Annotated in this window: 27 protein-coding genes; 11 read left to right on the forward strand and 16 right to left on the reverse strand. The window is 69.0% G+C overall.

The genetic code is table 11. From position 1 onward, the window contains the following. Positions 1 to 65 precede the first annotated feature (65 nt). Genes GD1_RS18905 through GD1_RS18915 form a run of 3 tightly spaced genes read right to left on the reverse strand, consistent with a single transcriptional unit; the run spans position 66 to position 2,405 of the window. The gene (locus GD1_RS18905) at positions 66 to 887 is read right to left on the reverse strand and encodes an SDR family NAD(P)-dependent oxidoreductase (RefSeq protein WP_059039142.1); all 822 of its coding nucleotides are present in this window, start codon (positions 885 to 887) and stop codon (positions 66 to 68) included. A 37-nt stretch (positions 888 to 924) separates the two neighbouring features. Then, positions 925 to 1,791 (reverse strand): MBL fold metallo-hydrolase, encoded by an 867-nt coding sequence (locus GD1_RS18910; protein ID WP_059039143.1) that lies wholly within the window; start codon positions 1,789 to 1,791, stop codon positions 925 to 927. After that, entirely contained in the window at positions 1,788 to 2,405 is a 618-nt protein-coding gene (locus tag GD1_RS18915) for a carboxymuconolactone decarboxylase family protein (protein WP_083534435.1), read from the reverse strand. The genes GD1_RS18910 and GD1_RS18915 overlap by 4 nt, the downstream gene beginning before the upstream one ends. 118 nt (positions 2,406 to 2,523) lie before the next feature. On the opposite strand from GD1_RS18915, the gene GD1_RS18920 reads away from it, so the two are divergent. Then, positions 2,524 to 3,177 (forward strand): TetR/AcrR family transcriptional regulator C-terminal domain-containing protein, encoded by a 654-nt coding sequence (locus GD1_RS18920; protein ID WP_053776651.1) that lies wholly within the window; start codon positions 2,524 to 2,526, stop codon positions 3,175 to 3,177. Between the two features lie 224 nt (positions 3,178 to 3,401). Here GD1_RS18920 and GD1_RS18925 read toward each other — a convergent pair whose 3' ends face one another. Genes GD1_RS18925 through GD1_RS18940 form a run of 4 tightly spaced genes read right to left on the reverse strand, consistent with a single transcriptional unit; the run spans position 3,402 to position 8,526 of the window. After that, positions 3,402 to 4,523, reverse strand: coding sequence for an alpha/beta fold hydrolase (locus GD1_RS18925; RefSeq protein ID WP_059039146.1), 1,122 nt, complete (start codon positions 4,521 to 4,523; stop codon positions 3,402 to 3,404). Then, positions 4,520 to 5,947: a wax ester/triacylglycerol synthase domain-containing protein gene (locus GD1_RS18930; protein ID WP_059039147.1), complete on the reverse strand. Its 1,428-nt coding sequence runs from the start codon at positions 5,945 to 5,947 to the stop codon at positions 4,520 to 4,522. The genes GD1_RS18925 and GD1_RS18930 overlap by 4 nt, the downstream gene beginning before the upstream one ends. A gap of 3 nt (positions 5,948 to 5,950) precedes the next feature. Further along, the gene (locus GD1_RS18935) at positions 5,951 to 7,711 is read right to left on the reverse strand and encodes an AMP-binding protein (protein WP_059039148.1); all 1,761 of its coding nucleotides are present in this window, start codon (positions 7,709 to 7,711) and stop codon (positions 5,951 to 5,953) included. Positions 7,712 to 7,740: 29 nt separating this feature from the next. Beyond that, a complete protein-coding gene (locus tag GD1_RS18940) occupies positions 7,741 to 8,526 on the reverse strand; it encodes a lysophospholipid acyltransferase family protein (RefSeq protein ID WP_059039149.1) in 786 nt (261 codons plus the stop codon). A 162-nt stretch (positions 8,527 to 8,688) separates the two neighbouring features. Between GD1_RS18940 and GD1_RS18945 the strand changes: the two genes are divergently transcribed. After that, entirely contained in the window at positions 8,689 to 9,321 is a 633-nt protein-coding gene (locus GD1_RS18945; protein ID WP_059039150.1) for a PaaI family thioesterase, read from the forward strand. A 19-nt stretch (positions 9,322 to 9,340) separates the two neighbouring features. Further along, positions 9,341 to 10,270, forward strand: a complete 930-nt coding sequence (locus tag GD1_RS18950) for an amidohydrolase family protein (RefSeq protein ID WP_059039151.1) — start codon at positions 9,341 to 9,343, stop codon at positions 10,268 to 10,270. 74 nt (positions 10,271 to 10,344) lie between these two features. Here the strand turns inward: GD1_RS18950 and GD1_RS18955 are convergent, their stop codons facing one another. From GD1_RS18955 to pdxH, 3 genes are all read right to left on the reverse strand, one after another. Continuing rightward, positions 10,345 to 11,418 (reverse strand): isopenicillin N synthase family dioxygenase, encoded by a 1,074-nt coding sequence (locus GD1_RS18955; protein WP_053776646.1) that lies wholly within the window; start codon positions 11,416 to 11,418, stop codon positions 10,345 to 10,347. Between the two features lie 35 nt (positions 11,419 to 11,453). Beyond that, positions 11,454 to 12,743, reverse strand: coding sequence for an MFS transporter (locus GD1_RS18960; protein ID WP_053776658.1), 1,290 nt, complete (start codon positions 12,741 to 12,743; stop codon positions 11,454 to 11,456). Between the two features lie 63 nt (positions 12,744 to 12,806). Continuing rightward, a complete protein-coding gene (gene pdxH / locus GD1_RS18965; RefSeq protein ID WP_059039158.1) occupies positions 12,807 to 13,502 on the reverse strand; it encodes a pyridoxamine 5'-phosphate oxidase in 696 nt (231 codons plus the stop codon). A 197-nt stretch (positions 13,503 to 13,699) separates the two neighbouring features. Between pdxH and GD1_RS18970 the strand changes: the two genes are divergently transcribed. Together GD1_RS18970 and GD1_RS18975 are read left to right on the forward strand one after the other, a co-directional pair. Further along, positions 13,700 to 14,827 (forward strand): citrate synthase 2, encoded by a 1,128-nt coding sequence (locus GD1_RS18970; protein WP_059039152.1) that lies wholly within the window; start codon positions 13,700 to 13,702, stop codon positions 14,825 to 14,827. Between the two features lie 99 nt (positions 14,828 to 14,926). Further along, positions 14,927 to 15,151: a hypothetical protein gene (locus GD1_RS18975; RefSeq protein WP_059039153.1), complete on the forward strand. Its 225-nt coding sequence runs from the start codon at positions 14,927 to 14,929 to the stop codon at positions 15,149 to 15,151. A 15-nt stretch (positions 15,152 to 15,166) separates the two neighbouring features. Here GD1_RS18975 and GD1_RS18980 read toward each other — a convergent pair whose 3' ends face one another. Together GD1_RS18980 and GD1_RS18985 are read right to left on the reverse strand one after the other, a co-directional pair. Beyond that, positions 15,167 to 16,768 carry an ABC transporter permease gene (locus GD1_RS18980; RefSeq protein WP_059039154.1) on the reverse strand — a complete coding sequence of 534 codons (1,602 nt, stop codon included), beginning with the start codon at positions 16,766 to 16,768 and terminating at the stop codon, positions 15,167 to 15,169. After that, entirely contained in the window at positions 16,768 to 17,712 is a 945-nt protein-coding gene (locus GD1_RS18985; RefSeq protein ID WP_020793411.1) for an ABC transporter ATP-binding protein, read from the reverse strand. Before GD1_RS18985 ends, GD1_RS18980 begins: the two co-directional genes overlap by 1 nt. A gap of 133 nt (positions 17,713 to 17,845) precedes the next feature. On the opposite strand from GD1_RS18985, the gene GD1_RS18990 reads away from it, so the two are divergent. The 4 genes from GD1_RS18990 to GD1_RS19005 all read left to right on the forward strand — a co-directional run bounded on the left by GD1_RS18990 (position 17,846) and on the right by GD1_RS19005 (position 21,776). Then, a complete protein-coding gene (locus GD1_RS18990; RefSeq protein WP_059039155.1) occupies positions 17,846 to 18,406 on the forward strand; it encodes a hypothetical protein in 561 nt (186 codons plus the stop codon). Positions 18,407 to 18,557: 151 nt separating this feature from the next. Further along, the gene (gene serC, locus GD1_RS18995) at positions 18,558 to 19,703 is read left to right on the forward strand and encodes a phosphoserine transaminase (protein ID WP_053776643.1); all 1,146 of its coding nucleotides are present in this window, start codon (positions 18,558 to 18,560) and stop codon (positions 19,701 to 19,703) included. Positions 19,704 to 19,830: 127 nt separating this feature from the next. Beyond that, positions 19,831 to 20,916, forward strand: a complete 1,086-nt coding sequence (sepH, locus tag GD1_RS19000) for a septation protein SepH (RefSeq protein WP_059039156.1) — start codon at positions 19,831 to 19,833, stop codon at positions 20,914 to 20,916. 8 nt (positions 20,917 to 20,924) lie between these two features. Further along, positions 20,925 to 21,776, forward strand: a complete 852-nt coding sequence (locus GD1_RS19005; RefSeq protein WP_053776641.1) for a DUF6928 family protein — start codon at positions 20,925 to 20,927, stop codon at positions 21,774 to 21,776. A 22-nt stretch (positions 21,777 to 21,798) separates the two neighbouring features. Here the strand turns inward: GD1_RS19005 and GD1_RS19010 are convergent, their stop codons facing one another. Together GD1_RS19010 and GD1_RS19015 are read right to left on the reverse strand one after the other, a co-directional pair. Next, positions 21,799 to 22,203, reverse strand: a complete 405-nt coding sequence (locus GD1_RS19010) for a DUF2537 domain-containing protein (protein WP_082365760.1) — start codon at positions 22,201 to 22,203, stop codon at positions 21,799 to 21,801. Between the two features lie 2 nt (positions 22,204 to 22,205). Then, positions 22,206 to 23,087: a TrmH family RNA methyltransferase gene (locus GD1_RS19015; protein ID WP_244882897.1), complete on the reverse strand. Its 882-nt coding sequence runs from the start codon at positions 23,085 to 23,087 to the stop codon at positions 22,206 to 22,208. Positions 23,088 to 23,154: 67 nt separating this feature from the next. Between GD1_RS19015 and GD1_RS19020 the strand changes: the two genes are divergently transcribed. Then, positions 23,155 to 24,396 carry a GNAT family N-acetyltransferase gene (locus tag GD1_RS19020; protein WP_053776640.1) on the forward strand — a complete coding sequence of 414 codons (1,242 nt, stop codon included), beginning with the start codon at positions 23,155 to 23,157 and terminating at the stop codon, positions 24,394 to 24,396. Positions 24,397 to 24,458: 62 nt separating this feature from the next. Here GD1_RS19020 and GD1_RS19025 read toward each other — a convergent pair whose 3' ends face one another. Together GD1_RS19025 and GD1_RS19030 are read right to left on the reverse strand one after the other, a co-directional pair. Next, entirely contained in the window at positions 24,459 to 24,836 is a 378-nt protein-coding gene (locus tag GD1_RS19025) for a MarR family transcriptional regulator (RefSeq protein ID WP_152972651.1), read from the reverse strand. Positions 24,837 to 24,985: 149 nt separating this feature from the next. Further along, a complete protein-coding gene (locus tag GD1_RS19030) occupies positions 24,986 to 26,371 on the reverse strand; it encodes an NCS2 family permease (RefSeq protein ID WP_202927014.1) in 1,386 nt (461 codons plus the stop codon). Between the two features lie 131 nt (positions 26,372 to 26,502). Between GD1_RS19030 and GD1_RS19035 the strand changes: the two genes are divergently transcribed. Continuing rightward, positions 26,503 to 26,772 carry a DUF2530 domain-containing protein gene (locus GD1_RS19035; RefSeq protein ID WP_059039157.1) on the forward strand — a complete coding sequence of 90 codons (270 nt, stop codon included), beginning with the start codon at positions 26,503 to 26,505 and terminating at the stop codon, positions 26,770 to 26,772. Positions 26,773 to 26,930: the final 158 nt, after the last annotated feature.

Here is a 26,930-nt window from a genome sequence, read left to right on the forward strand (position 1 = left end):
ACCTCAGACGGCCGACCTCCGAGACATCACCCGCCTCACGGAGTGAACAGCGGCAAGCCCGGCCGTCAGCCGATTCGCGCGGGGATGCCGGCGATCCGTGCCGAGACTCGATCGAAGAGAATTGTCGGAGTCAGTGCGGCCGCGACGAGTTGGACCTTTGCGGATGCGCCGACCGTGTACCGGGCCCGGGGACGGCGCGCACGAAGCGCCACGTCGACGGTGCGCACGACGGTCTCGACCGGTGACGCGGTCCGCTGGACGAAGCCGATCGTGGAGGCGAGGCCGGCCAGGTGAGGGCCGTACAAGGTCTGCATGGCCGACGACATGCCTGCCCGGTTCTCCTCGATCAGATCATCGGCGGTCCGCCACGGATCGGTGTCGATCGGGCCGGGTTCGATGCAGGTGACCGGTATTCCCCAGGGGCGCAGTTCGACTCGCTGGGCGTCGGCGATCGCCTCCAGCGCGAACTTCGACGCGTTGTACGCACCGGTCATCGGCGTGGACAGTCGGCCACTCAACGACGTCATGTAGATGATCCGGCCACCGGCGGCCCGCAGGAGCGGCAGTACCGCCGTGGTGATCGCGACCTGGGCGACCACGTTGACCTCGAGCTGACGCCGAAGTGACTCCGGGGTGAGGCTTTCCACCGGGCCTGCCACGACGATGCCGGCGTTGTTGACCACCGCGTCCAGGGAGGCGGGCAGACGTTCTGCGAGCCGCGCGATCTGGGTGGCATCGGTGACGTCGAGTTCCACCGGAGTGGTGCCGGGTGGGGCGTCGGCGACATCCCGCACTCCGGCATATACCGTCCATCCCTGTTCGACGAGGTGGGTGCTGATCGCACGACCGATACCTCGGGACGCTCCGGTGATCAGGACCGTGGACATGCGGGCTCCTCTATTCGACGGATGCCGTCACTGGTTGTCACAGTGCGGCTTTCAGTGGTGATGGGTGATAGACGGCCTTGGTGGCGAGGCGTTCGGCGGCGAGGGGGTCGTGCGCGGGCAGGATCACCGTCGGCTGCGTCCGGGCGTATTCCTTGATGGCACGCAGTGATTCGATGGCCTGGCGGGGCGCAATGTTCACTCCATCGGTGAGGTCGGCGTCGAGAAGTTCCAGGTCATAGGTGCTGTCTCCACCGAAGAAGTAGGCGACATCGTCGTCGAGTGCGATGACCGACAGATGTCCCGGAACATGGCCGGGGGTGTCGACGGCGAAGATGGTGCCGTCGGAGGTGATCGGATAGCTCCTGGGGAACGGCCCGACCGGCGGCCCCGACGGTTCGAGGATCAGCGGCGTGAACCCGTGAGGCCAGCGCTTGGGCACCGCGCCTTCGACGGTCGCCGGAATGTTGTGGCGGTTGGCGTCCCACTGTTCGGCACTGACATAGATCGGCGCACCGTCGAGGTCGGGGATGCCGTCCCCATGGTCGTGGTGCAGATAGGTCAAGATCACTGCGGTGAGGTCGGCGGGTGCGAGACCGTATTCCGCGAGCCTGCTACGAATCCCCTCTTCCGGTCCCACCTTCAGATCCACTGCGACATGGAAGAACGGCTGCCAGAACGGGAAGAAGCCGCGCTGGGAGACATGCGGCGATTCGCCCGAGTCGACGAGGATCGCCCCTTCGGGATGCCGGATCAGATAGGTGTTGATCGACAATGGCACGGTCCATCGCCGATCGGTCAGCACACGGGCACGCCGGAGCAGGACAGGCCGGGTCGCCGACTGTGTCCGATGGCTGGGACGGATCGCGACGGTTCCGGTTTCCAGGATGTCGATGGAGATGGTCATGATCTGCTTTCCGGTGCGGTCGATCGGAATTCGGGTTCGAGCTGGATGCCGGCGCTCTTGATGGTCATCGCGACCATCACGTAGTGGCCGACCAGCAGACAGAGTTCGAGGGCCTGATCGGAGCTCGTGGCCTGGGACAACGCCGTCCATTCCGCCTCGTCGAGGTGCCCACGGTCGACGAGAACCGCAGCAGCGGCCAGGAGTCGCGCGAGCTTCGCGTCGTCCACAACCGGTAGGTCGGTGGACACGGCGCGGATCTGTTCAGGTGTGATGCCGAGTGCACCGGCCATGTGGGCGTGGTGAGCCCACTCGTAGGCGCAGCCGGTCCGCCACGCCACGTGCACGATGACGAGTTCCTTGTGGGAGGCAGAGATCCTGCCGCGCAACAGGATCTGCGACAAGAAGACCGAATGTGCGGGAAAGATGCTGCCGAGTCGGGCGAAGGTGCGGAACACCGTGAAGTCGCCGTCGTAGTCGGTGCGGCGTCGGATCATACGGAGTGTGAGTCGTGCGGCCCACCCCATCTGCCCGCGATCCAGCGGCGACACGCGGGCCGCTTCCGGTACGACCCAGTGCCCCTCCGCGGGCACCTCCCATGTGGTTGCTCCAGCCATCGGTGACCTCTCATCAGACCCAAACTTATGACATAAGTAGAGTTAACTTATGGTCTAAGTTAGCCTCGGTCAAGAGGCGATGCGCGATCCGAGCGCGCGGAGACGATGGGGTGTGCAGATGGCGAGACGTCGGACCGACCGGGGCCCGCTGACCCGGACAGAGATCATCGACGCGGCGCTGACCCTCGCCGAATCCGACGGCATCGACAAGCTGTCGCTGGCCAAGGTCGCGGCGGCCGTCGGCGTCCAGACGATGTCGCTGTACAACCACATCGCCAACAAGGCCGATCTGCTCGACGGGATGGCCGAGCGCCTCCTGAACTCCGTCGAGATCCCGACCGCCACCGATTCCTGGCACGACGACATGACCGCGCTCGGCCACGCCTTCCGTGTCGCGGCGATCCGCTACCCACAGACGGCGCCTCTGGTCTTGACACGCCACCTCAACATCCCGGCGATCATCCCCCTGGTCGAGGCCGCTCTCGAGGCCGCGCGGCGGGCCGGCATCCCCGAAGCCGAACGGGTGCGGGTCCTGCGGATGTTCATCGCATACCTGATCGGGGCGCTGATCCGCGAGATCGGACTCGGCGGATCGGTGGCGTCCACCGAGAATGCCTCGCTCTTCGACGACGACCGGTATCCCAATGTCGCGATGCTGGCCGGTGATCTCGCGACGTGCGACCACCTCGAAGAATTCGATCGTGGTCTACGTCTGCAGATCTCGGCCATCGCGGCCGCCTATGCCGACGACGGAGCACATCTCGCCCGCTGATGCCCGACGCGCCCGGTCAACGACATCGAGCGCCCGGTCAACGAGAACGAGCGCCCGGTCAACGACATCGAGCGCCCGGTCAACGAGAACGAGGGCCCGGTCAACAAAAACTAGCGCCCAGTCAACGAGATCGAGCGCCCGGTCAACGGAAGCTCGCGCCCAGTCAACGAGAACGAGGGCCCGGTCAACGAGATCGGGTGCCCGGTCAACGGAGGGGCGGACGGCTACGCGAGGAAGTCGTCGACGGCGTCCTGGATTCCGCGGGACATCGCATGCCCCACATGGCTTCCGGCATACCAGTAGACCTGCCCACCCCAGTGGGCGTGGAGTTTGCGTGCCGCCGACAACGATGTCACCCGGTCGTTCAGTGCCGCGACCACCAGTCGACGGTCCGGGGACGCCATCGGGTCGAGGGCGAGCGGGTCGATCACCGACGACACCGCGGTCACCGGGTCGGACCGCATCAGCGCGGCCAGTTCGCGCCCCCGGGAGCCGGCACGATCCATGTGGTGGGCGAGGGTGCCGTGCAGGTCGAGCATCGGCACCACGGCGAGCGTCCCGCTCACATCCGGTTCGAGGGTGGCCACGAGCGCGGCGATCGGACCGCCCAATGACGTTCCGGCGATGACGATCTCGGCCGGCTCCCGCCGGGCGATCCAGCGGATCAGTGCCCGGATCTCGACCACTGCCCGGATCGTGAGGACCACGTTGACCAGCGGGTCCATCCCCGGGTAGGCCACCTTGCGGAGTCGTCGGGCACCGTGGGCCGGCAGGACCGGCAGTGCGACGTCGTAGTCGAGTGCGCCGTGCAGATGTCCGGCCCGGAAGGCGTACAGATCGTCGTTGCGGCCCTGCGCCGCACCGTGTACCCAGATGATCCAGCGACGGCCCTTGCCCGACCGGCTGAGCACCCGCGCCGACGCCGTCATCCCGGCATACGGGTCGTCCACCACGACCGACTGCGGCAGGAATCCGTCGACGAGGTAGTCGATCTGGTCGAACCGGGTGGTGCCGAACATCTTGCGCTTCTGCGACACGATCCGGGGTGCGTTGGGGCGCTGGTGGATTCCCTCGATACCCAGTGCGGTGAACTCGGCGGCGACGGCATCGCACCGCGCGACATTGCCCTCGATCACCTCCAGCGGCGGGATGTCACGGATCACCGAGTTGATCGCAATGAAGAACTCGTCGAGCGCCGACTCCCCCACCACCCGCGGACCGACCGCCGACGGCGGCACCCCGGCGTCGGGACGGCCCCGCCCGGCGATGCGGGCCGAGGCGATCGCCCGTGGCAGGACCGAGGCGAACAGACCCGCCCGGGCCACACCGGTACCCCAGTCGATCACCGCTGATCCCGGGTCGACGAGACCGGGTCGTCGAGCGGCATGGCCGACGCGGCGAGCGCATCCCGGGTCTCACGCAGCGACTCGGTGATGCGACGCAGGAAACGGGCGGCGTCGGGCATCGACTCCGGCGTCGAGATCAATCCCATGCTGAGTACACCCGCGTAACTGTAGGTGGTGAGGTTGACGTCGGCGGGCGCGATCGCGAGGGCGAACGAGACCCAGTCGACCAGTTCGATGTCGCCGATCCAGCGTGTTTCACGTGGACCCGGCAGGTTGGCGGTGGTGATGGTGTTCATCACCCGCGGCGCCCGATGCGCGGCCAGCCCGCGGAACATCGGTCCCACACGACCGCTGTAGGTGGCGACCGATTCGGTGAGGTCGAAGCCGATGCGCTTGCGGCGCTCGACCGTTGCCGCGCAACTGTCGGCGGTGGCGCGGATGCGTTCGATCGGGTCGGCGATGTCGGTGCGCATGAACGCCGCGGCGGTGGCCACCTGGTTGCCCTCGGTGCGCGTGGACGTCAGATCGCGGCGCACCCCGAACACCGTGACCGACGGATGCCGCAGGTCGTCGCCGCGTTCGGCGAGTTCGGCGCGCATCGCCCCGGCGATGATCCCGTGCAGCGCGCCGTTGACCGTGGTGTCGAGGGCGACGGCGATCCGCTGGACGTCGGCGAGCGGGATCTGCGCACTCGCACACACCCGGCGCGCACCGGATGGGGTGTTGAAACTGGTGCGGCGCACGGTGAGTGGCAGCGGGATGTGCCGTGCGGAGTCGGTGGCCGCCGAGTGTCTGGCCGCACGCCAGAACGAGGCCGCCACCGCGGGCAGACCGGCGATCAGGCGCCGCGACTCGCGCCGCGCCGACCGGGTCAGGGCGGTCGATGGTGTGGTGGGTACGATCGGATCGACGGGTGCGGGCCGCACGGATTCTCCGGCCGTGCCCGTGGCCGCCATCAGGGTGTTGAGCGCGGCGAGTCCGTCGGCGACGGCATGGTGCACCCGGATCACCACGGCCTGCCGACCGTCTTCGAGACCGTGCACCAGCGTCAACGCCCAGAGCGGACGCGAGCGATCCAACTGGCGGACGGCGAGTTCGGCACACAGCTCGTCGAGGTCGGCACGCCCGCCCGGGGCCGGCAGCGTGATCTCGTCGAGGTGGGCGGTGATGTCGAAGGCGCTCTCGCGCACCCAGAACGGCCGCACCGTACGTCCGGGTGCACACACCACGCGCTGGGTGGCGCGGGGAAAGGCGCCCAGATACCGGGGCAGGACCTCGGCGAGTTCGGCGACGGTCACCGGCCGGCCGCGACGTGCGGTGTCGAGGACGGCCACCTTGAGCGTGTGCATCGGCGTGGTGGGGGTCTCGAGGTTCAGCATCAGCGCATCGGCTCCCGAGAACCGCTCCGGATCAGGATGATTCATCGGTCACCCCACCCTCCGGAGGTCGTCGGCGAGGACACGTTTGAGGATCTTGCCGGTGGCATTGCGGGGCAGCTCGTCGATGACGTGCACATCGCGGGGGACCTTGAATCCGGCGAGACGGCACCGGACATGATCGCGTAGTTCGCCGGGATCGACGGCCTGCTCGGGCCGTCCGACGACGAAGGCCGCCAGCCGCTGGCCGAACTTCTCGTCGTCCACGCCGATCACCGCGACGTCGGCGACCGCGGGATGCTCCGACAGCGTCTGCTCCACCTCGAGCGGGTAGACGTTCTCACCGCCCGAGACGATCATCTCGTCGTCGCGGCCCACGACGTACAGCCGGCCCGCGGCATCGAGGTAGCCGAGATCACCGGACACCATGTGTCGGTCGGCGAAGTCCTTGGTGTCGGCCGTGGTGTAGCCGTCGAATCCGGAGTTGCCGGCGACGACGATCCGGCCGATCCCGCCGGTGGGTACCTCGTCTCCGTCGTCGTCGAGGATGCGGACGTCGGTGCCGACCAGCGGGCGTCCGGCGGTGTCGGGGGCGGCGCGCAGATCGGCGGGTGTGGCGGTGCTGATCAGTCCGGCCTCGGTGGCGTTGTAGCTGTTGTAGATCACCTCACCGAAGCGGTTCATGAACTGCTGCACCGCATCCGCGCGCATGCGGGAGCCGCTGGCGGTCACGAATCGCAGGCTCGGGACGTCGATGGTGTCGAGTACGGATGCGGGGAGATCCATGATGCGTTCGAGCATCACCGGGACCACCGCCAGTCCGGTGGCACGATGACGCTCGACGAGTTCCATCGTGGCCAGCGGGTCGAAGCGGCGACGCATGATCATGGTGACGCTCATCGTCGCCGCGATCGCGACCTGACCGAACCCCCACGCGTGGAAGATCGGCGCCGCGATCACCATGGATTCGCCTGCACGCCAAGGGATGCGGTCGAGTATGGCGGCCAGGGAGGCCACGTCGGTGCTGCCACCGCGGCGGGCACCCTTGGGTGTGCCGGTGGTCCCCGAGGTCAACAGCACCACCCGGCCGGCGCGGGCGGGACGAGGTGCACGGCGGCCGGCGTGGCCGGAGATCACCGACTCCAGCGTGCCGACCGCATTCGGTGTGGCAGGGGTATGCGGTGTGGCAGGGCTATCCGGTGTGACAGCGGTATCCGGTGTGACAGGGGCGTCGTCGATCCAGGCGCGCAGGCATCGCAACCGCGGTACCCGCTCGACGGCCTCGGCGACGAGGGCGTCGAACTCGTCGTCGACGATCAGGAGTTCGGCACCCTCGCGGGCGATCACCTCGGCGAACTGCGGTCCGGCGAACCCGGTGTTGAGCAGGATCGCGTCGGCACCCAGACGCGAGGTGGCGGCGAGGGATTCGACGAGGCCGCGGTGATTGCGGCACATGATCGCGGTCCGGGGCGGCTGCTCGCCGGACCGCGGGCCCAGCAGGTCGGCCAGCCCGGCCGCCAGGGCGTCGGCGCGGGCATCGAGCTCGGCCCACGTCAACGAGCCGCGTTCGTCGATCAGCGCGGTGCCCTCCGGCGTGCGGGCGGCGGCCAGGCCGATACCGCTGACCGGCGACGGTCCGCCGTGGCGGCGCAGGCTGAGGCCCATCCGCAGATAGCGGTCGGGCCGGGCGGGGCCGAGGAAGCCGCTGCGGACGAGGACGCCGGTGAGCCAGGTCGCCGATCGGGCACGATCGGCGACGGCATGCACCGGAGAAGCAGCACGCGCGGGAGAAGTGGTGGCGGTGGTCGTCATGGGATCATCCGTCGGGTCGGGCGGGCAGGTCAGCCGATTACCGGGAACCGGCGGTGGCGGGCGAGATCGTCGAGGGCGTGCTGCATGTGCTTGCGGACCATGACGTCGACCTCGGCGATGTCGGGGTCGGTCCCGAACTCGGCACGGATGTCGATCGGGTCGAGCACCTGGGTGACCATCTTGGACGGCAGCGGAACGTTCGGCGGCAATCCGAGGGACAGGCCGAACGGGAACCCGAAGGCCAGCGGGGTGGCATCGATCCGCAGCAGCTTGTCCAGCCGCAGCAGTTTGGCCAGGCCCTCACCGCGGGTGAGGAACAGCTGGGTCTCCTGACCGCCGATGGTGACCATCGGGACGATCGGCGCACCGGCCTCCAGAGCGGTGCGGATGTAGCCGGTGCGGCCGTTGAAATCGATCTTCGCGTCGTCACGGGAGGGACGCATGACGTCCCAGTCGCCGCCGGGGAACACCAGGGTGGCCACTCCCTCGCGCAGCGCGGCGACCGCATTGCGCGGGTGGGCGCGCAGGAAGCCGAACCTCGGGAAGATCTGGTCGATGCCGGGCAGGAACAGGGCGTCATGGGCGAGGGTGTAGAGCGGACGCCCGGTGCCGAACTGTTCGGCGAAGGCGACACCGATCAGCGGCACGTCGAAGGCCATCAGTCCGCCGGAGTGGTTGGCGACCAGCAGCGCACCGCCGTCGGGCACCTTCTCCATCCCGCGCACCTCAGAGCGGAAGTACCCCTTGGCGATCAGTCGCAGCAGCGGCAGCACCTGCCGCACCCATCCCTCGTCGCGGTCCATCCCGTCGGCCATCTGCCCTCCTCGCCGGAATCCCAGTGGAACAAGAACACGTTCTAGGTCTAAATTAGAACACGTTCTACCCGTTTGTACCATCGCCCGCGCAGCTCAGCGCAGGTATGACCTGGGACGGACAACCCAGTCAGGCGACCCAGACGAGCGACCACAGGAGCGTCCATGCAGTTCACCCTCGAGGACATCACCGCCGACGAGATCGACCGGCGGCGCGGCGTCTACGGCCCCCTCACCGACTCCGTCCGCGACCTGATCGACGCGGTGATCCGCACCGAGGTCGACGCCGCCGACATCGACGTCGCCCGTCGTCGTATCGACGAGGTGGTCGCGGACCTGCGCTCGCGTCAGATCGACGGGTCGTACGGTGTGCGGTTCAACACCGACGCGGTCGGGATGCCCTGGGGCAATGCCGTGATGGGCGTGCGGAACGCGATCGCCCCGCCGGTGCGTACCGTCGCCGACCGCGAGGGCGTCACCGCGGAATTCACCCTGGGCGCCGCTTATGAGGGACCGGCCCACCACGTCCACGGCGGTGTATGTGCGATGGTCCTCGACCAGGTGCTCGGCGAGGCCGCGGCCGCCGACGACATCCCGTGTTTCACCGGCACGATCACCGTCACCTATCGTCGTCCGACCCCGCTCGGCGCGCTGTCGGCGCGGGCGGAGATCGTCGACCGGGACGGCCGCAAGAAGATCGTGCGCGGCACGCTGTCCGACGCCGACGGCGTGACCGCCGAGGCCGAGGGTGTGTTCATCGTCCCCAAGAACTGGTCGGGACCCTCGAACCTCAAGTGAGGCGGGTAACGTCGGCCACATGGACAGTGCTGTTCCCGGCCACCAGGAGGCCGCCACCCCGTTCAGCGAGTTGGAGGCCAGTCATGTCCGGGCCGTCTGGGAGCCCCTCGGGATACCGGGGCTGATCGACGTCCACACCCACTTCATGCCGCGTTCGGTGATGGACAAGGTGTGGAACTACTTCGACTCGGCCGGCCCGCTGATCGGCCGCGAGTGGCCGATCACCTATCGCGCCGACGAGGACGTGCGGGCGGCGGCGCTGCGGTCGTTCGGGGTGCGCGCCTACTCGTCGCTGGTTTATCCCCACAAACCCGACATGGCCGAGTGGCTCAACGGATGGGCCGCCGACTTCGCCGCGCACCATCCCCACTGCCTGCACACCGCCACGTTCTATCCCGAGGAGTCGGCACCGGGCTACGTCGCCGCCGCGATCGAGGCCGGTGCACGAGTGTTCAAGTGTCACATCCAGGTCGGTGACTACTCGGCACTCGACCCGCTGCTCGACGGCGTGTGGTCGCAGCTCGCCGACGCGCAGGTGCCGGTGATCATCCACTGCGGCTCCGGCCCGGCGCCGGGCACCTACACCGGTCCCGTCCCGATCATCAAACTGCTCAAGCGTTTTCCGTCGCTGCCGCTGATCATCGCGCACATGGGCACCCCGGAATACGACGAGTTCCTCACCCTCGCCGAACGTTACGAGCACGTGCACCTCGACACGACGATGTCGTTCACCGACTTCTCCGAGGAGTCCGCGCCGTATCCGCCCGAACTCCGGCCCCGGCTCCGTGATGCGGGGCCGAAGATCCTGTTCGGCAGCGACTTCCCCAACATCCCCTACACCTACACCCATGCCCTCGAGGCGATCGTGCGCCTCGATCTCGGGGACGACTGGCTGCGTGGGGTGTTCTACGGCAACGCCGCCCGACTGTTCGGCCCGGCGTCGCGGTAGGCAGACCCTCCACACTGACGCACACGCTCCGCGTTTTGCCCGGAGTGTCTGCCGAAGTGTGGAGGGTCTGACCGCTACCGCCGTCGCTGCATCGCCTGGCGAACACGCGCAGCTTCACGGCGGGCATACGGATTCGGTTGCCCGGCACGCGAACCCGCAAGCTTGGCGCCGATGTGCTCGCCGACGGTGATCGGCGAGTAGCGGCTCCCGGCGCCGACACAGCTCGGCAACGTGGAGATGGTGGCGTCGATGTTGCCGTCGTGGAAGTAGGCCGCCGAACGGCGACGTTCGATGCTGCCGTCGACGATCGGCGGCTTGACCCGGTGCAGCGTGGACATCCACCGTTCGTTGGTCCAGCGGGCCATCAGGTCGCCGAGGTTGATCAGCAGCGCACCGTCCTCGGGGGCGACGTCGTGCCAGGTGCCGTGGTGGTCGAGCACCTGCAGCCCCCTCACCTGGTCGGCCCACAGCACGGTGACGATCCCGTAGTCGGTGTGCTCCCCCATGCCGGTGAGCTCACCGTCCAGGTCGATCTCTCCCGGGGGCAGGGCGTAGTTGTTCATCCGCAGCACGTCGAGGGAGTGATCGGTGTAGCCGTCGAAGAAGTCCGGCGGCAGGTCGAGCGCGTCGGCGAAGATCCGGGTGAGCGTGTGCGCCACCCGCCGGGCCTCGACGAAGTACGTCGACACCGCCGCCTCGAAGTGCTCGACCGCCGGCCAGGTGTTGTCGGCGTAGTGGTCGGCGGGCAGTTCCAGGTCGGGGTACTCCCCGGCCTCGACGCCGACGTTGTACGCCTCGAAGAAGTCGTTCATCCGGTCGGCCGACTCGATCCCGAGACTCAGCGACAGCGACTCCGATTTCGGGGGCGCATAGCCGCGGTTGATCTCGGCCGGGGTGCGGTAGGCCTTCTTCTCCTCGAGCGGCAGGGCGAAGAAGTCGTCCATCACCGCGGTGAACTCCTCGATCACCACCGACGGGATCTGGTGGCCGAGGATCTGCATGAATCCGAGCGAACTCGCCGCGTCGTCGATCTGCGCGGCGACCACGGCCCGCTGGGCGGGATCACCCCCGGCGACATACGGGGTGATGTCGATGGCCGGTACGTGAAAGGATTCCACGGGGTGGACGGGGGCAGTCATGGCGTCCATGGTGACATCGAATCGGAGAACTCGCTGATCACACGCTATCCGACATCGGTGAGGGCCTGTCCCGGACGGTTCACGCGGTAGGCCACGAAGGCCGGGATGGCCAGTGCCGCAACGATGGTCCCGATGATCACCCCGACACCGCCGAGTGCGGTGGTCAGCGCCACGCCCGCGGTGGCCGCGGCCGCACCGTGGGCGACGTCGGCGATCCGCGGTCCGCCGGCGACCACCACGATGAACACGCCCTGCAGCCGACCGCGCACCTCGTCGTTGGCCGCGGCGAGCAGGATGGTCTGCCGGAACGCCGCCGACGCCATGTCGGCGGCTCCACCGATCATCAGCAGCACCAGCACCACCGGCAGGATCGGCATCGCCGACCCGCCGGCGAAGGCCACCGCGACACCGGCCGCGGTGATCGCCGCACCCCAGATCAGGATGCACACGATCACCGCCAGCCCCTGCCGCTCGACCCGGGTCACCCAGCCCGAGAAGACGCCACCGAACACCGCACCGGCGGAGATGGCGACGAACAGCAGGGCGAAGGCCAGACCGCCGCCGGCCGGGCCGCCGAAATTCTCGTGCGCCATCTGGGGGAACAGCGCACGGGGCATACCGAAGATCATCGCGATGAGATCGACCAGGAACGACGCCATCAGGATCTTGTGTCCGGCCAGGTAGCGCAGGCCCTCGAGCACCGACCGTAGCCCGGCCACCTTGGGTGCGGCGGCGCTGTCCGGCGGCAGCTTCGGCAACCGGATCACCGCCCACAGTGTCGGGATCAGCAGCAAGGTGTCGAGGAAGTACAGGATCGAATACCCGAGGACCGGGATGAGTGCGCCGCCGATCAGCGGCCCGGCGATGGCCCCGGCCTGCATCACCGTCATGTTGAGGCTCAGCGCCGCGGGCAGTTGGTGTTCGGGCAGCAACCGCGGCAGCACCGCGGTCCGGGTGGGTTGGTTGACCGCGAAGAATCCCTGCTGGACGGCGAACAACGCCAATATCAGCCAGACGTTCTGCAGGTCGAGCGCCGCCTGCATCCAGAACAGGCCGCTGCAGACGATCAGTCCGATGGTGGTGCACACCAGGATGAGCCGCCGGTCGAGGACGTCGGCGAGCGCACCGCCCCACAGACCGAAGACCACCAGCGGGACCAGACCGAAGACGCCGGTCAGACCGACATATGCGGAGCTGCCGGTGATCTCGTAGATCTGGGCCGGGACGGCGACGACGGTGAGCTGTGCACCGATGACGGTGACGATGTTCGCCGTCCACAGCCGCCGGAAGAAGGGATTCTGCAGTGACGTGGTGTCGGCAAGCAATCGGCGCACCGACACCACTTTATCCAGGGACCATCCGCCCTCCCGGGCGGCCCTTCCGGTGTCACCGACTCGTCACGGCTGCAGCCGGGCGGCCTGCCAGATCCCGTCGATCAGCGACAGCCGGACGCGGTTGTGCAAGCGGTTGGCCCGGCCCTGCCAGAACTCCACCCGTGCGGGCTCCAGTCGGTAGCCACCCCAGTCGGCCGGGACCGGGATCGGGTCGTCGCCGTCGAGCCCGCCGTACCGGGCGGCGATGTCGGCGGCCTTGGCCTCGAGTTCGTGCCGGCTGCCGATCGGCCGGGACTGATCCGAGGCCAGCGCCGACAACTGCGAGCCGCGCGGACGCATCCGCCAGTAGGTCTCGGTGTCCTCCGGGCCCACCGGCACCACAGCACCCCGGAAATGCACCTGCCGTTCCAGTGCGATCCATGGAAAGGTCACCGAGGCCACCGGATTGGCGGCCAGATCGATGCCCTTGTCGGAGTCGTAGCCGGTGAAGAACACCACACCCGACGCGTCGGCACCCTTGCACAGCACGGTGCGGGTGTTGGGGACGCCGTTGGGGTCGACGGTGCCCAGGACCATCGCATTGGGTTCGGGAATCCGGGCCTCGACGGCCTCGCGCAGCCACACCCCGAACAGGTCGAGCCACGGTGGGTCGCCGCGCAGCCAGCTCGGATCGAGATTGTCGCGGACACCGTCGGCGCCCGCCGCCCGATCGCCGTCGCCGACATTCGGCGGGATGCCGCCGCCGTATCCCACCCGCATGTTGGGCAGATCGATCGGCGGGATCGGGGTCGCCGGTGGAATCGGTGTGTCGCTCACCCCTGTAGAACCTACTCCCGCGGCCGGTCGTCGGCTCCCCGGTGTGCCACCCCGGGTTCGCTGACCTAAAGTGCTGGTGAGATGCCACAGCCCGGCATCACACAACTTCCCACGACGTCGTGGAGAGAGGTGGTCCCGCAATGGCGGTGAAGGTCCCCGACGATTTCGTCCCCGGCCTCGAGGGGGTGGTGGCCTTCACCACCGAGATCGCCGAGCCCGACAAGAACGGCGGCAATCTGCGGTATCGCGGCGTCGACATCGAGGACCTCGTCGAGAACAAGGTGACCTTTGCCGATGTGTGGGCACTGCTCGTCGACGGCCGGTTCGGAGACGGGCTACCGCCGGCCGAACCGTTCCCGCTGCCCATCCACACCGGCGACGTCCGCGTCGACGTGCAGGCCGCACTCGCGATGCTGGCCCCGATCTGGGGATATCAGCCGCTGCTCGACATCGACGACGCAACCGCCCGCGCCAACCTCGCCCGCGCGTCGGTGATGGCGCTGTCGTATGTCGCACAGTCGGCCCGCGGCATCCACCAGCCCGCCGTGCCGCAGCGCATCATCGACGAGTGTCCCACCGTGACAGCACGTTTCATGACCCGATGGCAGGGTGACCCCGACCCCCGGCACATCGAGGCAATCGACGCCTACTGGGTGAGTGCCGCCGAGCACGGCCTGAATGCCTCCACCTTCACCGCGCGGGTGATCGCCTCCACCGGCGCCGACGTCGCCGCCGCCCTGTCGGGGGCGATCGGCGCGATGTCGGGGCCGCTGCACGGTGGTGCACCGGCCCGCGTGCTGCCGATGATCGAGGAGGTCGAGCGCACCGGCGACGCACGTGCGCTGGTCAAGGGCATCCTCGACCGCAAGGAGAAGCTGATGGGCTTCGGCCATCGCGTGTACCGGGCCGAGGATCCGCGGGCCCGGGTGTTGCGCCGTACCGCCCAGCATCTCGGGGTGCCGCGCTACGAGGTGGCCGCGGCGCTGGAGCTCGCCGCCCTGAACGAGCTGCGCGAACGTCGTCCCGATCGGGCGATCGAGACCAACGTCGAGTTCTGGGCGGCGGTGATCCTCGATTTCGCGGAGGTGCCGACGCACATGATGCCGGCGATGTTCACCTGCGGCCGCACCGCCGGCTGGTGTGCGCACATCCTCGAGCAGAAACGCCTGGGCAAGCTGGTCCGGCCGGCCGCCGCCTACACCGGCGCCGCTCCCCGTCGGCCGGAGGACGTCGACGGTTGGGGTGACGTGGTGAAGCCCGGTTTGTGACGCTCCGGCGGCGCCTGTCCCCACAGACGCCCGATCCCGGGCATGCTGGAGTGTGGGTCACGACCTCCGTGACGACCGAAACCGAAGGGATATCCGTCGATGTCGAAGAATGTGAAGATCGCACTCATCGTGCTCGGCCTCGGGGCTCTCGTGGCACTCACGGTGATCCTCCGACGCGAGAAGACCATCGTCGACGCCACCACCGCGAAGATCGAGGACACCATCGATCAGCTCGATCCGGCGGCCCGCGCCGCCGTCGTCGCCAAACTCGGCCTGGAGGCCAAGGACAAGGCCCTCGAGGCCAAGGACCGCGTCTTCTCCTGAGCGGCTGATCGGCGTTCAGCCCACGTCGCGGCCGGCCCAGCACCGGCAGCCGGCCGCGACGAGGGCCACCGCGATCGCCGTACAGACGATCAGCGGCAGCCACCGCATCGGTTCGATCGGCACCACCGGGGTGTGGCTGAACGGTGACAGATCCCGCGCCCAGTGCGGCAGGTCGAACATTCCGGCCAGCGGCCCGAGGAACAGGGCTGTGATCACCAGCCCCCATCCGAGATGGGTGAGCCCCGGCCGGATCGCGTACAGCAGCACCGCGGCGGATGCGATCACCAGCACCGCCGGGATCTGCGCGGACGCGGCCGCGAACGCATGGCCGGCCGGGCGGGCCCAGCCGCCCCCGGCGATCCCGTTGCCCAGTGTCATCGCCGACGCGGCGACCAGCGGCAGGGCGATCGATCCGGCGACCGCCAAGCCGAGCTGGGCGACGTGGAATCGGGTGCGGCCCAACGGCGTCGTCAACAACACCTCGGTCCGGCCGGCCGTCTCCTCGGCCCGTAGCCGCTCGGCGAGGTTCACCGACCACCCGCACGCGGCGACCGCCAGCAGCGAGAGCATGGTGAACACGAACAGATCGGTGAGGGTGGCCGCCGCCCCGGACTGCCGCAGCATCTCGGTGACCTGGGCGTTGCCGGCGGCGAGTTGGGCCACCGACGGCTGGATGAAGCCGATGATCAGGGCGTAGGCGCCGATCCCGACCACCCAGGAGGCCAGGACCGGGGCGTGTAACCGGATCGCGATGGCACCGATCGAACCCAGATGCCCGGCATGGGCGGGCCCGGGGCGCGGGGTGAGGATGCCCGCACCCAGGTCCCGGTGCAGGGCAACCCATCCCGCGGCACCCGCACAGACCACGAAGAGCACCAGGCAGGCGAGTGCCGGCAGCAGATCGTTCGCCCCGTAGGGTTCGATCATCTCGGCCCAGCCGATCGGCGTCACCCACCGGAGCCACCCCCATCCGTCGACCGTGTCGGCGACGCCGCGCAGCAGATACCCCGACAAGATCACCACCGCGGCAAGACGATTGGCGATATGCGCGGTGGTGGCCACCTGCGCGGCGAGCAATGCGACCCCGGCCGCGGCGAGACCCGTGCACGCGTACTGGCAGAACACCGCGAACAGCGGGATCGGTTCGGTACCGCCGTCGAGCGGCAGCAGTACCGCCGCCATGCCGACGGCCACCACGGCGCACAGGACGGCGGTGACCACGGTGGCCGCGGCCGGGCCGGCCAGCGGACCGGTCACCGCCGACCGGATCAGTTCCCCACGGCCGAGTTCCTCTTCTTTGCGGGTGTGGCGCACCACGGTGAGCGCGGCGACCACCGCGAGCGCCGTGACCATGAACAGTCCGGCACGCCACACCGCCAGTGCCGCAGTGGAATCGGCGCCGTCCACCGGACCGAGGAGGAACCGGAAGGCGGCATTGGAGCCGGGTCCGGCGAGCAACATCCGCCGCTTGTCCGCATCCCCGTAGGACGCGGCGATCGACGCCGCGGTGGCCGCGTTGATCACGACGAAGACGATCACGGTGACCGGGATGGTGATGCGTTCCCGACGCGCGACCAGACGCACCAGGAGTCCGGTGTGCGTGAACAGATCCCTCATCACGCACCCGCCGACGGAGTCGCCGAGGACCCCACACCGTCGGAATAGGCATGCAGGAACAGCTCTTCCAACGTCGGCGGTTCCACCGACAGATCACCCACACCCGCGCGGGCCAGCGCCCCGGTCACCGCACCGAGCGCGGCGGCGTCCACGGTGAAGGTGACCGGCGTGCCGTGCTCGGCCGGGGTACCCACCTCGAGGTCGTGGACGCCGTCGATGCCGGCGAGTGACCCGGGATCGCCGAGCACCAGGGCGGTGACCCGGGATCGTCGCAGATGCCGCAGCCGGGCAAGGGTTCCCGCCTGCACCGTCCGTCCGGCGCGGATGATGGTGACCGAATCACACAGCTCCTCCACCTCGGACAGGATGTGGCTGGACATGAGCACGGCGGTGCCGGCGGCGGCGCGTTCACGCACACAGTCGGCGAACACCCGCGTCATCAGCGGGTCGAGTCCGGCGGTGGGTTCGTCGAGGACGAGCAGTTCGGTGTCGGCGCTCAAGGCCGCCACCAGCGCCACCTTCTGACGATTGCCCTTGGAGTAGGACGAGGTCTTCTTGGTGGGATCGAGCTCGAATCGCTCGACGAGTTCGGCACGGCGGGAACGGGATCGGTCACCCACGCCCCGCATGTCGAGCAGCAGGTCGATGCACTCGCCGCCGGTCAGCTGCGGCCAGAGACTCACATCGCCCGGCACATAGGCGAGCCGACGATGCACCGCGACAGCATCGGCGAACGGGTCGGCGTCGAGAATCCGGACCGTTCCGGCGTCGGACCGGTACAGGCCCAACAGGATTCGGATGGTGGTCGACTTCCCGGAACCATTCGGCCCGAGGAAGCCCGCCGTCTCCCCGGCCCGGACCGTCAGGTCGAGTCCGTCGAGTGCGACAAAACGCCCGAAGGTCTTGCGCAGACCCCGGATATCGATCACCACATCCCCGGTCATGGGCATACCCCGAGGCTAGACCCGCCCCGACCCGCGGGTCTGCCGATCGGCCCGGCCCGATCACACCCGGCCCGATCACACCCGGCCCGATCACACCCGGGCGCGATGCGCGCCCGGGTCCTATCGTGGTCGGGTGAGCGTCACCCTGCAGTGGATCCCGCTGGGCGCGGGCGGCCGGGTGGTCCCGGTGTGTGGCCGCGTCTACGAGGCGATCTGCGCCGGCACCGCCCGGCGCCGGCCCCGGCGACTCGTCCACGCCGCCCTGATCGTCGACGTGGACGCGCGGCGGTATGCGGTGGAGATGGCACCGGCGTGGGGTGTCCCGGCCGCTGACCGCGGCGTGCGGCGCACCGGACCGGTGGGGCTCGGTCCCCTCGGTATGTCCCGGTTCTTCCGCTACGAGATCCGCTGCCGGCCCGACGGGGACATCCCGGATGCGGCATATGCGGTCCAGAGCCGGGTGATCACCGAGGACCCCGCACGCTCGCGCCGCGTCGTCGAGTACACCGGGCTGGTCCCCGAACTCACCTGGGGCCGGCGCGCACCGGGCACCACCGAGATGTGGAACTCCAACTCGGCGGTGGCCTGGATACTGGCGATGGCCGGACTCGAGATGGACCCGATCGGGCCATCCGGCGGGTGCCGGGCCCCGGGCTGGGCGGCCGGCGTCGAACTCGCCGGCAGCGGACGGTGAATGCCCGGCCGCCGACCGCACCCGAGGGGCGGGTCGAGGTGTCCGCTCGGCGGGGATCGACCCTGACCGACCAGGTCGAATCCGCTGGTGCGGACGCGTTGGTGCAGGGTGGTAACCCTGTGTCCGGGCGCACATCCCTAGAATTGCCCCCATGAGCGACGCCGCCACCGCACCGATCACCATCCCCGCCGACCTGCTGCCCGCCGATGGCCGTTTCGGCTGCGGCCCGTCGAAGGTTCGCCCCGAGCAGCTGCAGGCCCTCGTCGACACCGGCGCCTCGGTGTTCGGCACCAGCCACCGCCAGGCCCCGGTCAAGAACGTCGTGGGCTCGGTCCGTGAGGGCCTGTCCCAGCTGTTCTCGCTGCCCGAGGGCTACGAGGTGATCCTGTCCAACGGCGGTACCACCGCGTTCTGGGACGCCGCCGCCTTCGGCCTGATCAACCGCCGTTCGCTGCACCTGACCTACGGCGAGTTCTCGTCGAAGTTCGCCACCGTCGCCAAGAAGGCGCCGTTCCTGGACTCGCCCGCGGTGATCTCCACCGATCCGGGCACCGCACCCGACCCGGCCGCCCTGACCGCCGACGACTTCGGCGGCGTCGACCTGATCGGCTGGGCCCACAACGAGACCTCGACCGGTGTGGCCGTGCCCGTCGTGCGCCCCGACGGCTCCGACGACGCGCTGATCGCGATCGACGCCACTTCCGGTGCCGGCGGCCTGGCCGTGAACGCCGCCGACACCGACGTCTACTACTTCGCACCGCAGAAGTGCTTCGCCGCCGACGGCGGTATCTGGCTGGCCCTGATGAGCCCGGCCGCCCTCGAGCGGATCGACCAGATCGCCCACACCGACCGCTGGTGCCCCGAGTTCCTGTCGCTGCCGACCGCCGTCGACAACAGCCGCAAGAACCAGACCTACAACACCCCGGCGCTGGCCACCCTGCTGCTCCTCGACAACCAGGTGCAGTGGATGCTGTCCAACGGCGGCCTCGACTGGTGTGTCGCGCGTACCGCCGACTCCAGCTCGCGCCTGTACAGCTGGGCCGAGAAGTCGCAGTTCGCCACCCCGTTCGTCACCGATCCGGCGCTGCGCAGCCAGGTGGTCGGCACCATCGACTTCGATGACGACGTCGACGCCGCAGCGGTCGCCAAGACCCTGCGCGCCAACGGTGTGGTCGACACCGAGCCGTACCGCAAGCTCGGCCGTAACCAGCTGCGCATCGGCATGTTCCCGGCCATCGATCCGGAGGACATCAGCAAGCTGACCGCCTGCATCGACTACGTCGTCGAGCGCCTCTGAGACATCGGTCGCCGCGATCGGGCCGCGCTGAACTGCGGCTTTGCCGCGTGTCCCGGCGTCCAGAGGACGGTTTGTGGTCTACCCTGGCCCCAATGCCCGCACTCATGGTCAACCGGAGGAGGAGCAGATGCGCGAGCTTCGAGTAGTCGGCGTCGACGCCGAGGGCTCCCGGGTCATCTTCCAGGATCCCGAGTCGGGTGAGAAGTTCACCGTCCCCGCCGACGAGCGCCTGCGCGCCGCCGCCCGCGGTGACCTCTCCCGACTCGGTCAGATCGAGATCGAGATGACCAGCGCGCTGCGCCCCCGCGAGATCCAGGCACGCATCCGCGCCGGTGCGACCGTGGCCGAGGTGGCCGCGATCGCCGGTGTCGGGACCGACAAGATCGAACGCTTCGCCCACCCGGTGCTGCTCGAACGCACCCGCGCGGCCGAACTCGCCGCCCTGTCCCATCCGATCCGGCACGACGGGCCGTCGGAGTCGACCCTCGCCGACGCCACCACCGAGGCGCTGGTCGCCTTCGGCGTCAACCCGGCCGATTCGAGCTGGGATGCGTGGAAGGGCGACGACGGGCACTGGGCGGTGCAGGTGTCCTGGAATCTCGGACACACCGAGCATCGCGCGCACTGGCGGTTCCAGCCCGGCTCGCACGGCGGGACCACCGATCCCCTCGACGACCTGGCCGAGGAGATGACCCATCCCGAGCTGATCGAGACCCGACGGCGGTTGTCGCCGGTCGCGATGCCGGCGTTGACCCCGGTCGTCGAGGCGTCGCCGCGGCACCCGAATGTCGACGTCGACGACGACGGCCGGGAGCAGGTCACCTTCGACGCCGACTCGATAATCGGCGCCCAGCGCACCCTGAACGACCCGCGTCCCGCCCCGTTCGACGAGCACGGCACCTATGCCATGGATTTCGAGGTCGTCGAGGCCGAGTACGTCGAGGTCACCGTAGAGACCGGCGACGAGCGGGTACGGCCGGACCACCCGAGCCGGGCCGAACACGATGATCGTCCGGGCCGGGACCGTCCGGGTGGGGATCCGCAGGACGATCACCACGACGACCCCGCCGACGAGAACGACGACGACGGCTCCGACCAGCACGGACCGAAGCCTGCGCCGGTCGCCGCGGCCCGACGGCGCAAGGGCCGCAAACCCGCGGTGCCGGCATGGGAGGATGTACTGCTGGGTGTCCGTAGCCACCCGAACAGCTGAGGGGGACGATGTCGGCGCGTGCTGTCACACTCTGGTTCATCGACACCGACGATCCGGTCGGATCGCTGCGTGCGGGCGTCGAACACGACGTCACGGCCGCACAGCGGCTGGCGTCGTCGATCTACGGCGACAACGTACTGCTCCCGATGGTCGACACCACCCTCGCCGAGGCGATGAACGCCGGTGACGCGCACGTCTACGCCGGATACTACGGACGGCTGTGCGTGGTCTCCTGCTCGCTGTTCGCCACCGTCCGGCCGGCGGAACTGACCCGCACCGTCGCCTCGATCCGGCAGAGCGCGGCGGCAACCCTGCTGCACACCGACCCGGATTCGGGGATCGGTGCCTTCGCACGGTGGGAGAACGGCGAGCTGAAGCGGTCGTTCTCGGCCACCCCGGTCGACATCTTCGACGACCAGGGCCTCCCCTATCCGTTCGAGCGCCCGTTCTGGGCCGGTGAGCAGCCGCTGCACTACGCCGCCGGGGTGAGTCCTGACCCGCTGGCCCTGCCGTTCCACCCGCAGCAGCTGGCCGAGGAGTCCAACCGGGCGTGGCTGGGATTCCGGTTCACCCATCCCCTGGCCCCCACCGACATCGACCCGGCCGCCATCCCGGTGACCGGTTACGCGATCCATCCGGCCGACTACGTGCCGACCGTCGAGGACGACGACCGCTATCGTGCGGCGTCGCGAGGCGCACGCCCGGGAGACCAGGTCCCGCAACGGGTTCCCGGCGCCGACCCCGCCGCTGCCGCCGGACCCGTTCCCGGCGAACCGATCCCCGACGCCGAGACGGTACCCGCGCAGCCCCGCAAACGCGGACGACTCGCCCGCTACTTCGGGTTCGGCGGCGAGGGCTGAGCCGGTACGGTTCGCCCGCCGATCACTGACCGAGCGCGAAAAGCGCTATGGCGGAACCGAATCCGGCGAGCAGGCCGGTCAGGGAACCCCAGACCAGCCACCGCCACACCGGTCGGAACCGGAATTCCCACAGGGTCCACGACCCGGCGAGCGCCACCACCAGCACCGCGACCAGCCCGGCCCAGCGGACGATCCCACCGATCAGCGTGTACACCCCGACCAGGGTCAGCGCACAGAACATCACACTCACGGCGGTCACCAGGACACCCAGCGACCACGGTGTGGGTTCGGCATGCCGCCACGGTTCGAGGTCCCCCAGCGGCGTGGACCCCACCACCACCCGCTCGGCCTGCGGGACATAGATCTCCCATCCGGAGGTCGCGACACCGGGCGTCGTCGGGGGCGGCGAGGGCGGGGTGGCGGTCACCGTTACATCGTGCCCGACCGGACCCGTTCGTAGAAGGCCACCGCGGCAGCCGTTGCCACATTGAGTGAATCGGTGCCGCGACTCATCGGGATCCGGGCCCGGACGTGGGTGGCACGCATGGTCGCCGCGGTCAGGCCCGGGCCCTCGGCGCCGACCAGGAAGGCGATCTTCTCGGCGTCGACGGCCTGCGCGAGCGTCACCGCCGACGGATCCGGGGTGAGCGAGACCGTGGTGAACCCGTGCTCGTGCACGCGGTCGAGGTCGCGCGGCCAGTCCGGCCCGATGGCGAACGGCACGAGCAGGGCGTGACCCATCGACACGCGCACGCTGCGCCGGTAGAGCGGATCGGCGCTGCCCGCACCGAAGAGCACGCCGTCGACGCCGAGACCTGCGGCATTGCGGAAGATGCTGCCGATGTTCTCGTGGTCGTTGACCCCTTCGAGGATGGCGACCGTCCGCGCGCCGTCGAGCACCTCGTCGACGGTGAGTACCTGCGGCCGACGGGCCACCCCGAGTACGCCCCGGTTGAGGTGGAAGCCGACGATCTCGGCCATCACCTCCGCCGACGCCCGGAAGAACGGGACCGTCGCGGTGTCGTCGATCACCACATCCGCCGACAGTTCGGTCAGACGACGGTCGACGCCGAGAAAGGCGTGCGGGGTGAACCGCGAGGCGATCATCCGCTGGGCGACGAGCACGCCCTCGGCGATCACCAGCCCCTTGCCGCGTCGTCCGCCGGGCAATGCGGGCAGGTCAGGGCGCCGATCGACGGAGTTCAGATCGCGGAAGTCGTCCACCCTGTCGTCGTCGGGATCGTCGATGTCGACGACGCGGACCGGCAACGGTCGGATCTCCGGGGCGGCGGGGCACACGATTTCTGACACGGCCTCCCAGTCTGCCAAACGACACACCAGACGCCTCGACTCCCGGTCGATATGACACGGTGGACAGGTGAGTGACATCGATGTGATCGACGACCTGACACTGACGCGGGCGACCGACGACGACTGGGACGACATCATCGCCGCCGATGCGCGGGCATTCGCGATGCGCAACCCGCTCGCCGACGACGAGCGTGACGATCTACGCCGCAAGGTCGCCGACGACGACGTCGTGGTGGTCCGCGACCCGTCCCTCCCCTCGGCACCGCTGGTCGGGGTGTCGATGTTCTACCGGATGTCGATGACCCTGCCGGGCGGCGCACAGGCCGACGCCGCGGGACTGTCCTGGGTGTCGGTGGCCGCCACCCATCGTCGACGCGGCATCCTGCGCCGGATGCTGAGCGAACTGCGGGACCAGTGGCTCGCCGAGAACCAGACGTTCGCGATCCTCACCGCCTCCGAGGGCACCATCTACGAGCGGTTCGGCTTCGGGCCGGCCTGTTTCGCCCACACCGTGCAGATCGCGTCGGGTGCACAGCTGCGTGCCGCACCGCCGGCCGCGGCGCAGGTCCGGTTCGCGAACGCCGACGAGGTGGCCGCGGCGATCCCCGACATCCATCGCCGGTGGACGGCGACCCGGCCGGGTGCGCTGGCCCGCACCGAATCCTGGTGGACCCCGATCCTCGCCGACCGGTCGTCGGAGCGTCCCCCGGCCGCCAGCGGCCTGCACTACCTGCTGCACGAGGACGGCTATGCGAGCTACCGGGTGATCAAGGACGTCGCCGACGGCACCGTCCGCGCCGAGGTCGAGGAAGTGGTCGCCGTCACCGACGCCGCACACACCGAACTGTGGCGGGTGCTGGCGTCACTCGACCTGATCCCGACGCTGCGGGCCGCCATCCCCGTCGACGATCCGCTGCCGGCCAAGATGATCGACCTGCGTGCGGTGGAGGTGACCGGTCACGACGACAAGATGTGGGTACGGATCCTCGACATCCCGACGGCGCTGACCGCCCGCCGGTATCGCGGTGGCCTCGACGTCGTCCTCGGGGTGGAGGACCGATTCGCCGGACAGGGCGGCGTCTTCGCGCTGACGGTGTCCGACGACGGGATCGCCACGGTCACCGAGTCGTCGGAGCGGCCGAGTGTGCGTCTGGACGTCTCGGTGCTCTCGAGCATCTACCTGGGCGGGTTGTCGGCGCGGGGATTCGCCGCGGCGGGCCGGCTGTGGACCGATTCCGACGCCACCCTCGACGCGCTCGACCGCGCGTTCTCCACCGCCCACGCACCGTTTGCCGGCACGTTCTTCTGAGCGGCCCGGCCTGTCGGGTCCACTCCCCCCGGGTTCATTCCGCGGGGTTCATTCCGCCGGGTTCATTCCTCTGCGGAGATGATCCCGTCGAGGATCGGCAGCGCCGCCGACAAGGTGGCCCGGTCCCTGCTGCTCAGTTCGGCCAGCCGGTCGTTGAGCCAGGCCTTACGGGCCGCGAGTTCGGCGGAGATCACCTGCTGTCCGAGCGGGGCGAGCGTGACCACCGCCTGCCTGCCGTCGGTGGGATGCGGTTCGCGTTTGATCATGCCGAGGTCGGCGAGCGAGGCGATCACCCGGGTCATCGACGGCGGTTTGACCCGTTCGGCCGCGGCGAGGGCACCCGGTGACATGGAACCCTCCTGATAGAGGGTGTTGAGCGCGGAGAGCTGGGTGAGCGACACCAGCTCGTTCTCGCGACGCAGCCGCAGCCGGCGCGCCATCCGCACGATCGTGAGGGACAACGCGCCGGCGAGGTGCTCATCGGTGTCCTGGGCTGCTTTCACGCCTAAAGACTAGGTTTGCAACTCTGGATCCGACGCTTCCGACCTGTGAAATCCGCTGGACGAACCACATGGATTCATGAAATCGGCTAACCGATCCAGTCGGAGATCGGTTGGCGGGCGAAGTAGAGGACGAAGACGATGGCGACGGCCCAGAGCAGCGGATGCACCTGACGCCATTTGCCGGTGGCCACCTTGAGCACCACCCAGCTGATGAAGCCGACGCCGATACCGTTGGCGATCGAGTAGGTGAACGGCATGGTGACCAGGGTCAGGAAGGTCGGCAGCGCGATGGTGAAGTCGGTGAAGTCGATCGTGCGAACCTGCCCGATCATCAGCGCACCGACGATCACCAGGGCGGGGGCGACCGCCTCCGACGGGATGACCTCGTAGACCGGGGTGAAGAACATCGCGGCCAGGAACAGCAGGCCGGTGACCACGTTGGCCAGGCCGGTGCGCGCTCCCTCGGCGATACCCGACGCCGACTCCACGAACACGGTGTTCGACGACGAGGACGCCACACCACCGGCGATCGCGCCGGTGCCCTCCACCACCAGGGCCTTGCCGATGCCGGGCAGGTTGCCCTTGTCGTCGGCCAGGCCGGCCTCCTTGCCGAGTCCGGTCATGGTGCCCATCGCGTCGAAGAAGTTCGACAGCACCAGCGCGAACACGAACACCGATGCGGCGAGCACGCCGATCCGGGTGAACGCACCGAACAGGTCGACGTCGCCGACCAGGCTCAGGTTGGGCAGCCCGCCGAGCGAGCTGGGGATCGACGGCACCGACAGGCCCCACCCGTCGGGGTTGGTCGCGCCGGATCCGAGGTCGAAGACGGACTCGAGGATCACCGAGAGCACCGCGGTGATGACGATGCCGATGAGCAGTCCGCCCGGCACCTTGCGCGCCACCAGCACACCCATCAGCAGCACGCCGATCACGAAGACCAGGGTCGGGATGGTGGCCACCGAGTTCCCGATTCCCAGCTGCACGGGCACGGTGGTGCCCGCGGCGTCGGGGATGCGACGCACGAAGCCGGCGTCGACGAAGCCGACGAAGGTGATGAAGCAGCCGATACCGGCGGCGATCGCGGCCTTGAGTTCGGCCGGGACGGCATTGAACACCGCGGTCCGGAATCCGGTGACGGCGAGCACGACGATGATGATGCCGTCGACCACCACCAGGCCCATCGCCTCGGGCCAGGTGACCTCGGGTGCGATGGTGACGGCGAGCAGGCTGTTGATACCCAGGCCGGCGGCGATCGCGAACGGATAATTCGCCACCAGGCCGAAGATGATCGACATGACGCCCGCCACCAGCGCGGTGACCGCCGCGACCTGCGCGATCGGCAGCACATGTCCCAGGACGTCGGCATTCTTGGACTCGCCGGGGATGCCACCGATGATGATCGGGTTCAAGACGACGATGTAGGCCATCGTGAAGAAGGTGACCAGTCCGCCGCGGACCTCACGGGCCATGGTCGAGCCGCGTTCGGAGATCTTGAAGAAGCGGTCGACAGGATTCTTGGCAGTCGCGGTGCTTGCGGGCGGCGGCGTGGTGGACTCACTCGGCGAATCGCTTGACACACGGGAAAGCTACCCTGAGGCTCATGTCCGAACCAACCCGACCCGAGGCATCGGCCGCACCGATTCCCGAACTCCCCAAGGCCCTTCGTGCCCCGGAGCCGGTGATCGTGGTGGGCATGGCGGCCTGGCTGGTGGCGAGCATCATCGTCGGTGTCACCGGGTGGGGTGGTTCACGAACCCTGTGGGTCTGTCTGGTCGGTCTGATCGTCGGACTGCTCGGGACGACGATCTTCCTCGTCCAGCGCGCCGCATCCCGACGCGGTGACCGCACCGCCCAACGCGGACTGGACTAGCCACCCGCCGGATCGGCCGCCGAACGCAACCGCCCAGACGCTGGTCGAGCCGACGAGGAGCGAAGCGGCAAGGCCCCCTACGGTGGTTGAGCCGACGCCGAACACAGCGACGAGTCGAGTCGAAACCCCCGCCGGCCGACCACCCAGCGCACCCACCT

Source organism: Gordonia desulfuricans NBRC 100010, from assembly GCF_001485495.1.
Taxonomy (GTDB): domain Bacteria; phylum Actinomycetota; class Actinomycetes; order Mycobacteriales; family Mycobacteriaceae; genus Gordonia; species Gordonia desulfuricans.

Coding starts and splice junctions, on each gene's coding strand:
- GD1_RS18905 (WP_059039142.1), bottom strand. CDS start 887: ATGTCCACGGTCCTGATCACCGGAGCGTCCCGAGGTATCGGTCGTGCG.
- GD1_RS18910 (WP_059039143.1), bottom strand. CDS start 1,791: ATGACCATCTCCATCGACATCCTGGAAACCGGAACCGTCGCGATCCGT.
- GD1_RS18915 (WP_083534435.1), bottom strand. CDS start 2,405: ATGGCTGGAGCAACCACATGGGAGGTGCCCGCGGAGGGGCACTGGGTC.
- GD1_RS18920 (WP_053776651.1), top strand. CDS start 2,524: ATGGCGAGACGTCGGACCGACCGGGGCCCGCTGACCCGGACAGAGATC.
- GD1_RS18930 (WP_059039147.1), bottom strand. CDS start 5,947: ATGAATCATCCTGATCCGGAGCGGTTCTCGGGAGCCGATGCGCTGATG.
- GD1_RS18935 (WP_059039148.1), bottom strand. CDS start 7,711: ATGACGACCACCGCCACCACTTCTCCCGCGCGTGCTGCTTCTCCGGTG.
- GD1_RS18940 (WP_059039149.1), bottom strand. CDS start 8,526: ATGGCCGACGGGATGGACCGCGACGAGGGATGGGTGCGGCAGGTGCTG.
- GD1_RS18945 (WP_059039150.1), top strand. CDS start 8,689: ATGCAGTTCACCCTCGAGGACATCACCGCCGACGAGATCGACCGGCGG.
- GD1_RS18950 (WP_059039151.1), top strand. CDS start 9,341: ATGGACAGTGCTGTTCCCGGCCACCAGGAGGCCGCCACCCCGTTCAGC.
- GD1_RS18955 (WP_053776646.1), bottom strand. CDS start 11,418: ATGGACGCCATGACTGCCCCCGTCCACCCCGTGGAATCCTTTCACGTA.
- pdxH (WP_059039158.1), bottom strand. CDS start 13,502: ATGCGGGTGGGATACGGCGGCGGCATCCCGCCGAATGTCGGCGACGGC.
- GD1_RS18970 (WP_059039152.1), top strand. CDS start 13,700: ATGGCGGTGAAGGTCCCCGACGATTTCGTCCCCGGCCTCGAGGGGGTG.
- GD1_RS18975 (WP_059039153.1), top strand. CDS start 14,927: ATGTCGAAGAATGTGAAGATCGCACTCATCGTGCTCGGCCTCGGGGCT.
- GD1_RS18980 (WP_059039154.1), bottom strand. CDS start 16,768: ATGAGGGATCTGTTCACGCACACCGGACTCCTGGTGCGTCTGGTCGCG.
- GD1_RS18985 (WP_020793411.1), bottom strand. CDS start 17,712: ATGACCGGGGATGTGGTGATCGATATCCGGGGTCTGCGCAAGACCTTC.
- serC (WP_053776643.1), top strand. CDS start 18,558: ATGAGCGACGCCGCCACCGCACCGATCACCATCCCCGCCGACCTGCTG.
- sepH (WP_059039156.1), top strand. CDS start 19,831: ATGCGCGAGCTTCGAGTAGTCGGCGTCGACGCCGAGGGCTCCCGGGTC.
- GD1_RS19005 (WP_053776641.1), top strand. CDS start 20,925: ATGTCGGCGCGTGCTGTCACACTCTGGTTCATCGACACCGACGATCCG.
- GD1_RS19025 (WP_152972651.1), bottom strand. CDS start 24,836: ATGGCGCGCCGGCTGCGGCTGCGTCGCGAGAACGAGCTGGTGTCGCTC.
- GD1_RS19030 (WP_202927014.1), bottom strand. CDS start 26,371: ATGGCCCGTGAGGTCCGCGGCGGACTGGTCACCTTCTTCACGATGGCC.
- GD1_RS19035 (WP_059039157.1), top strand. CDS start 26,503: ATGTCCGAACCAACCCGACCCGAGGCATCGGCCGCACCGATTCCCGAA.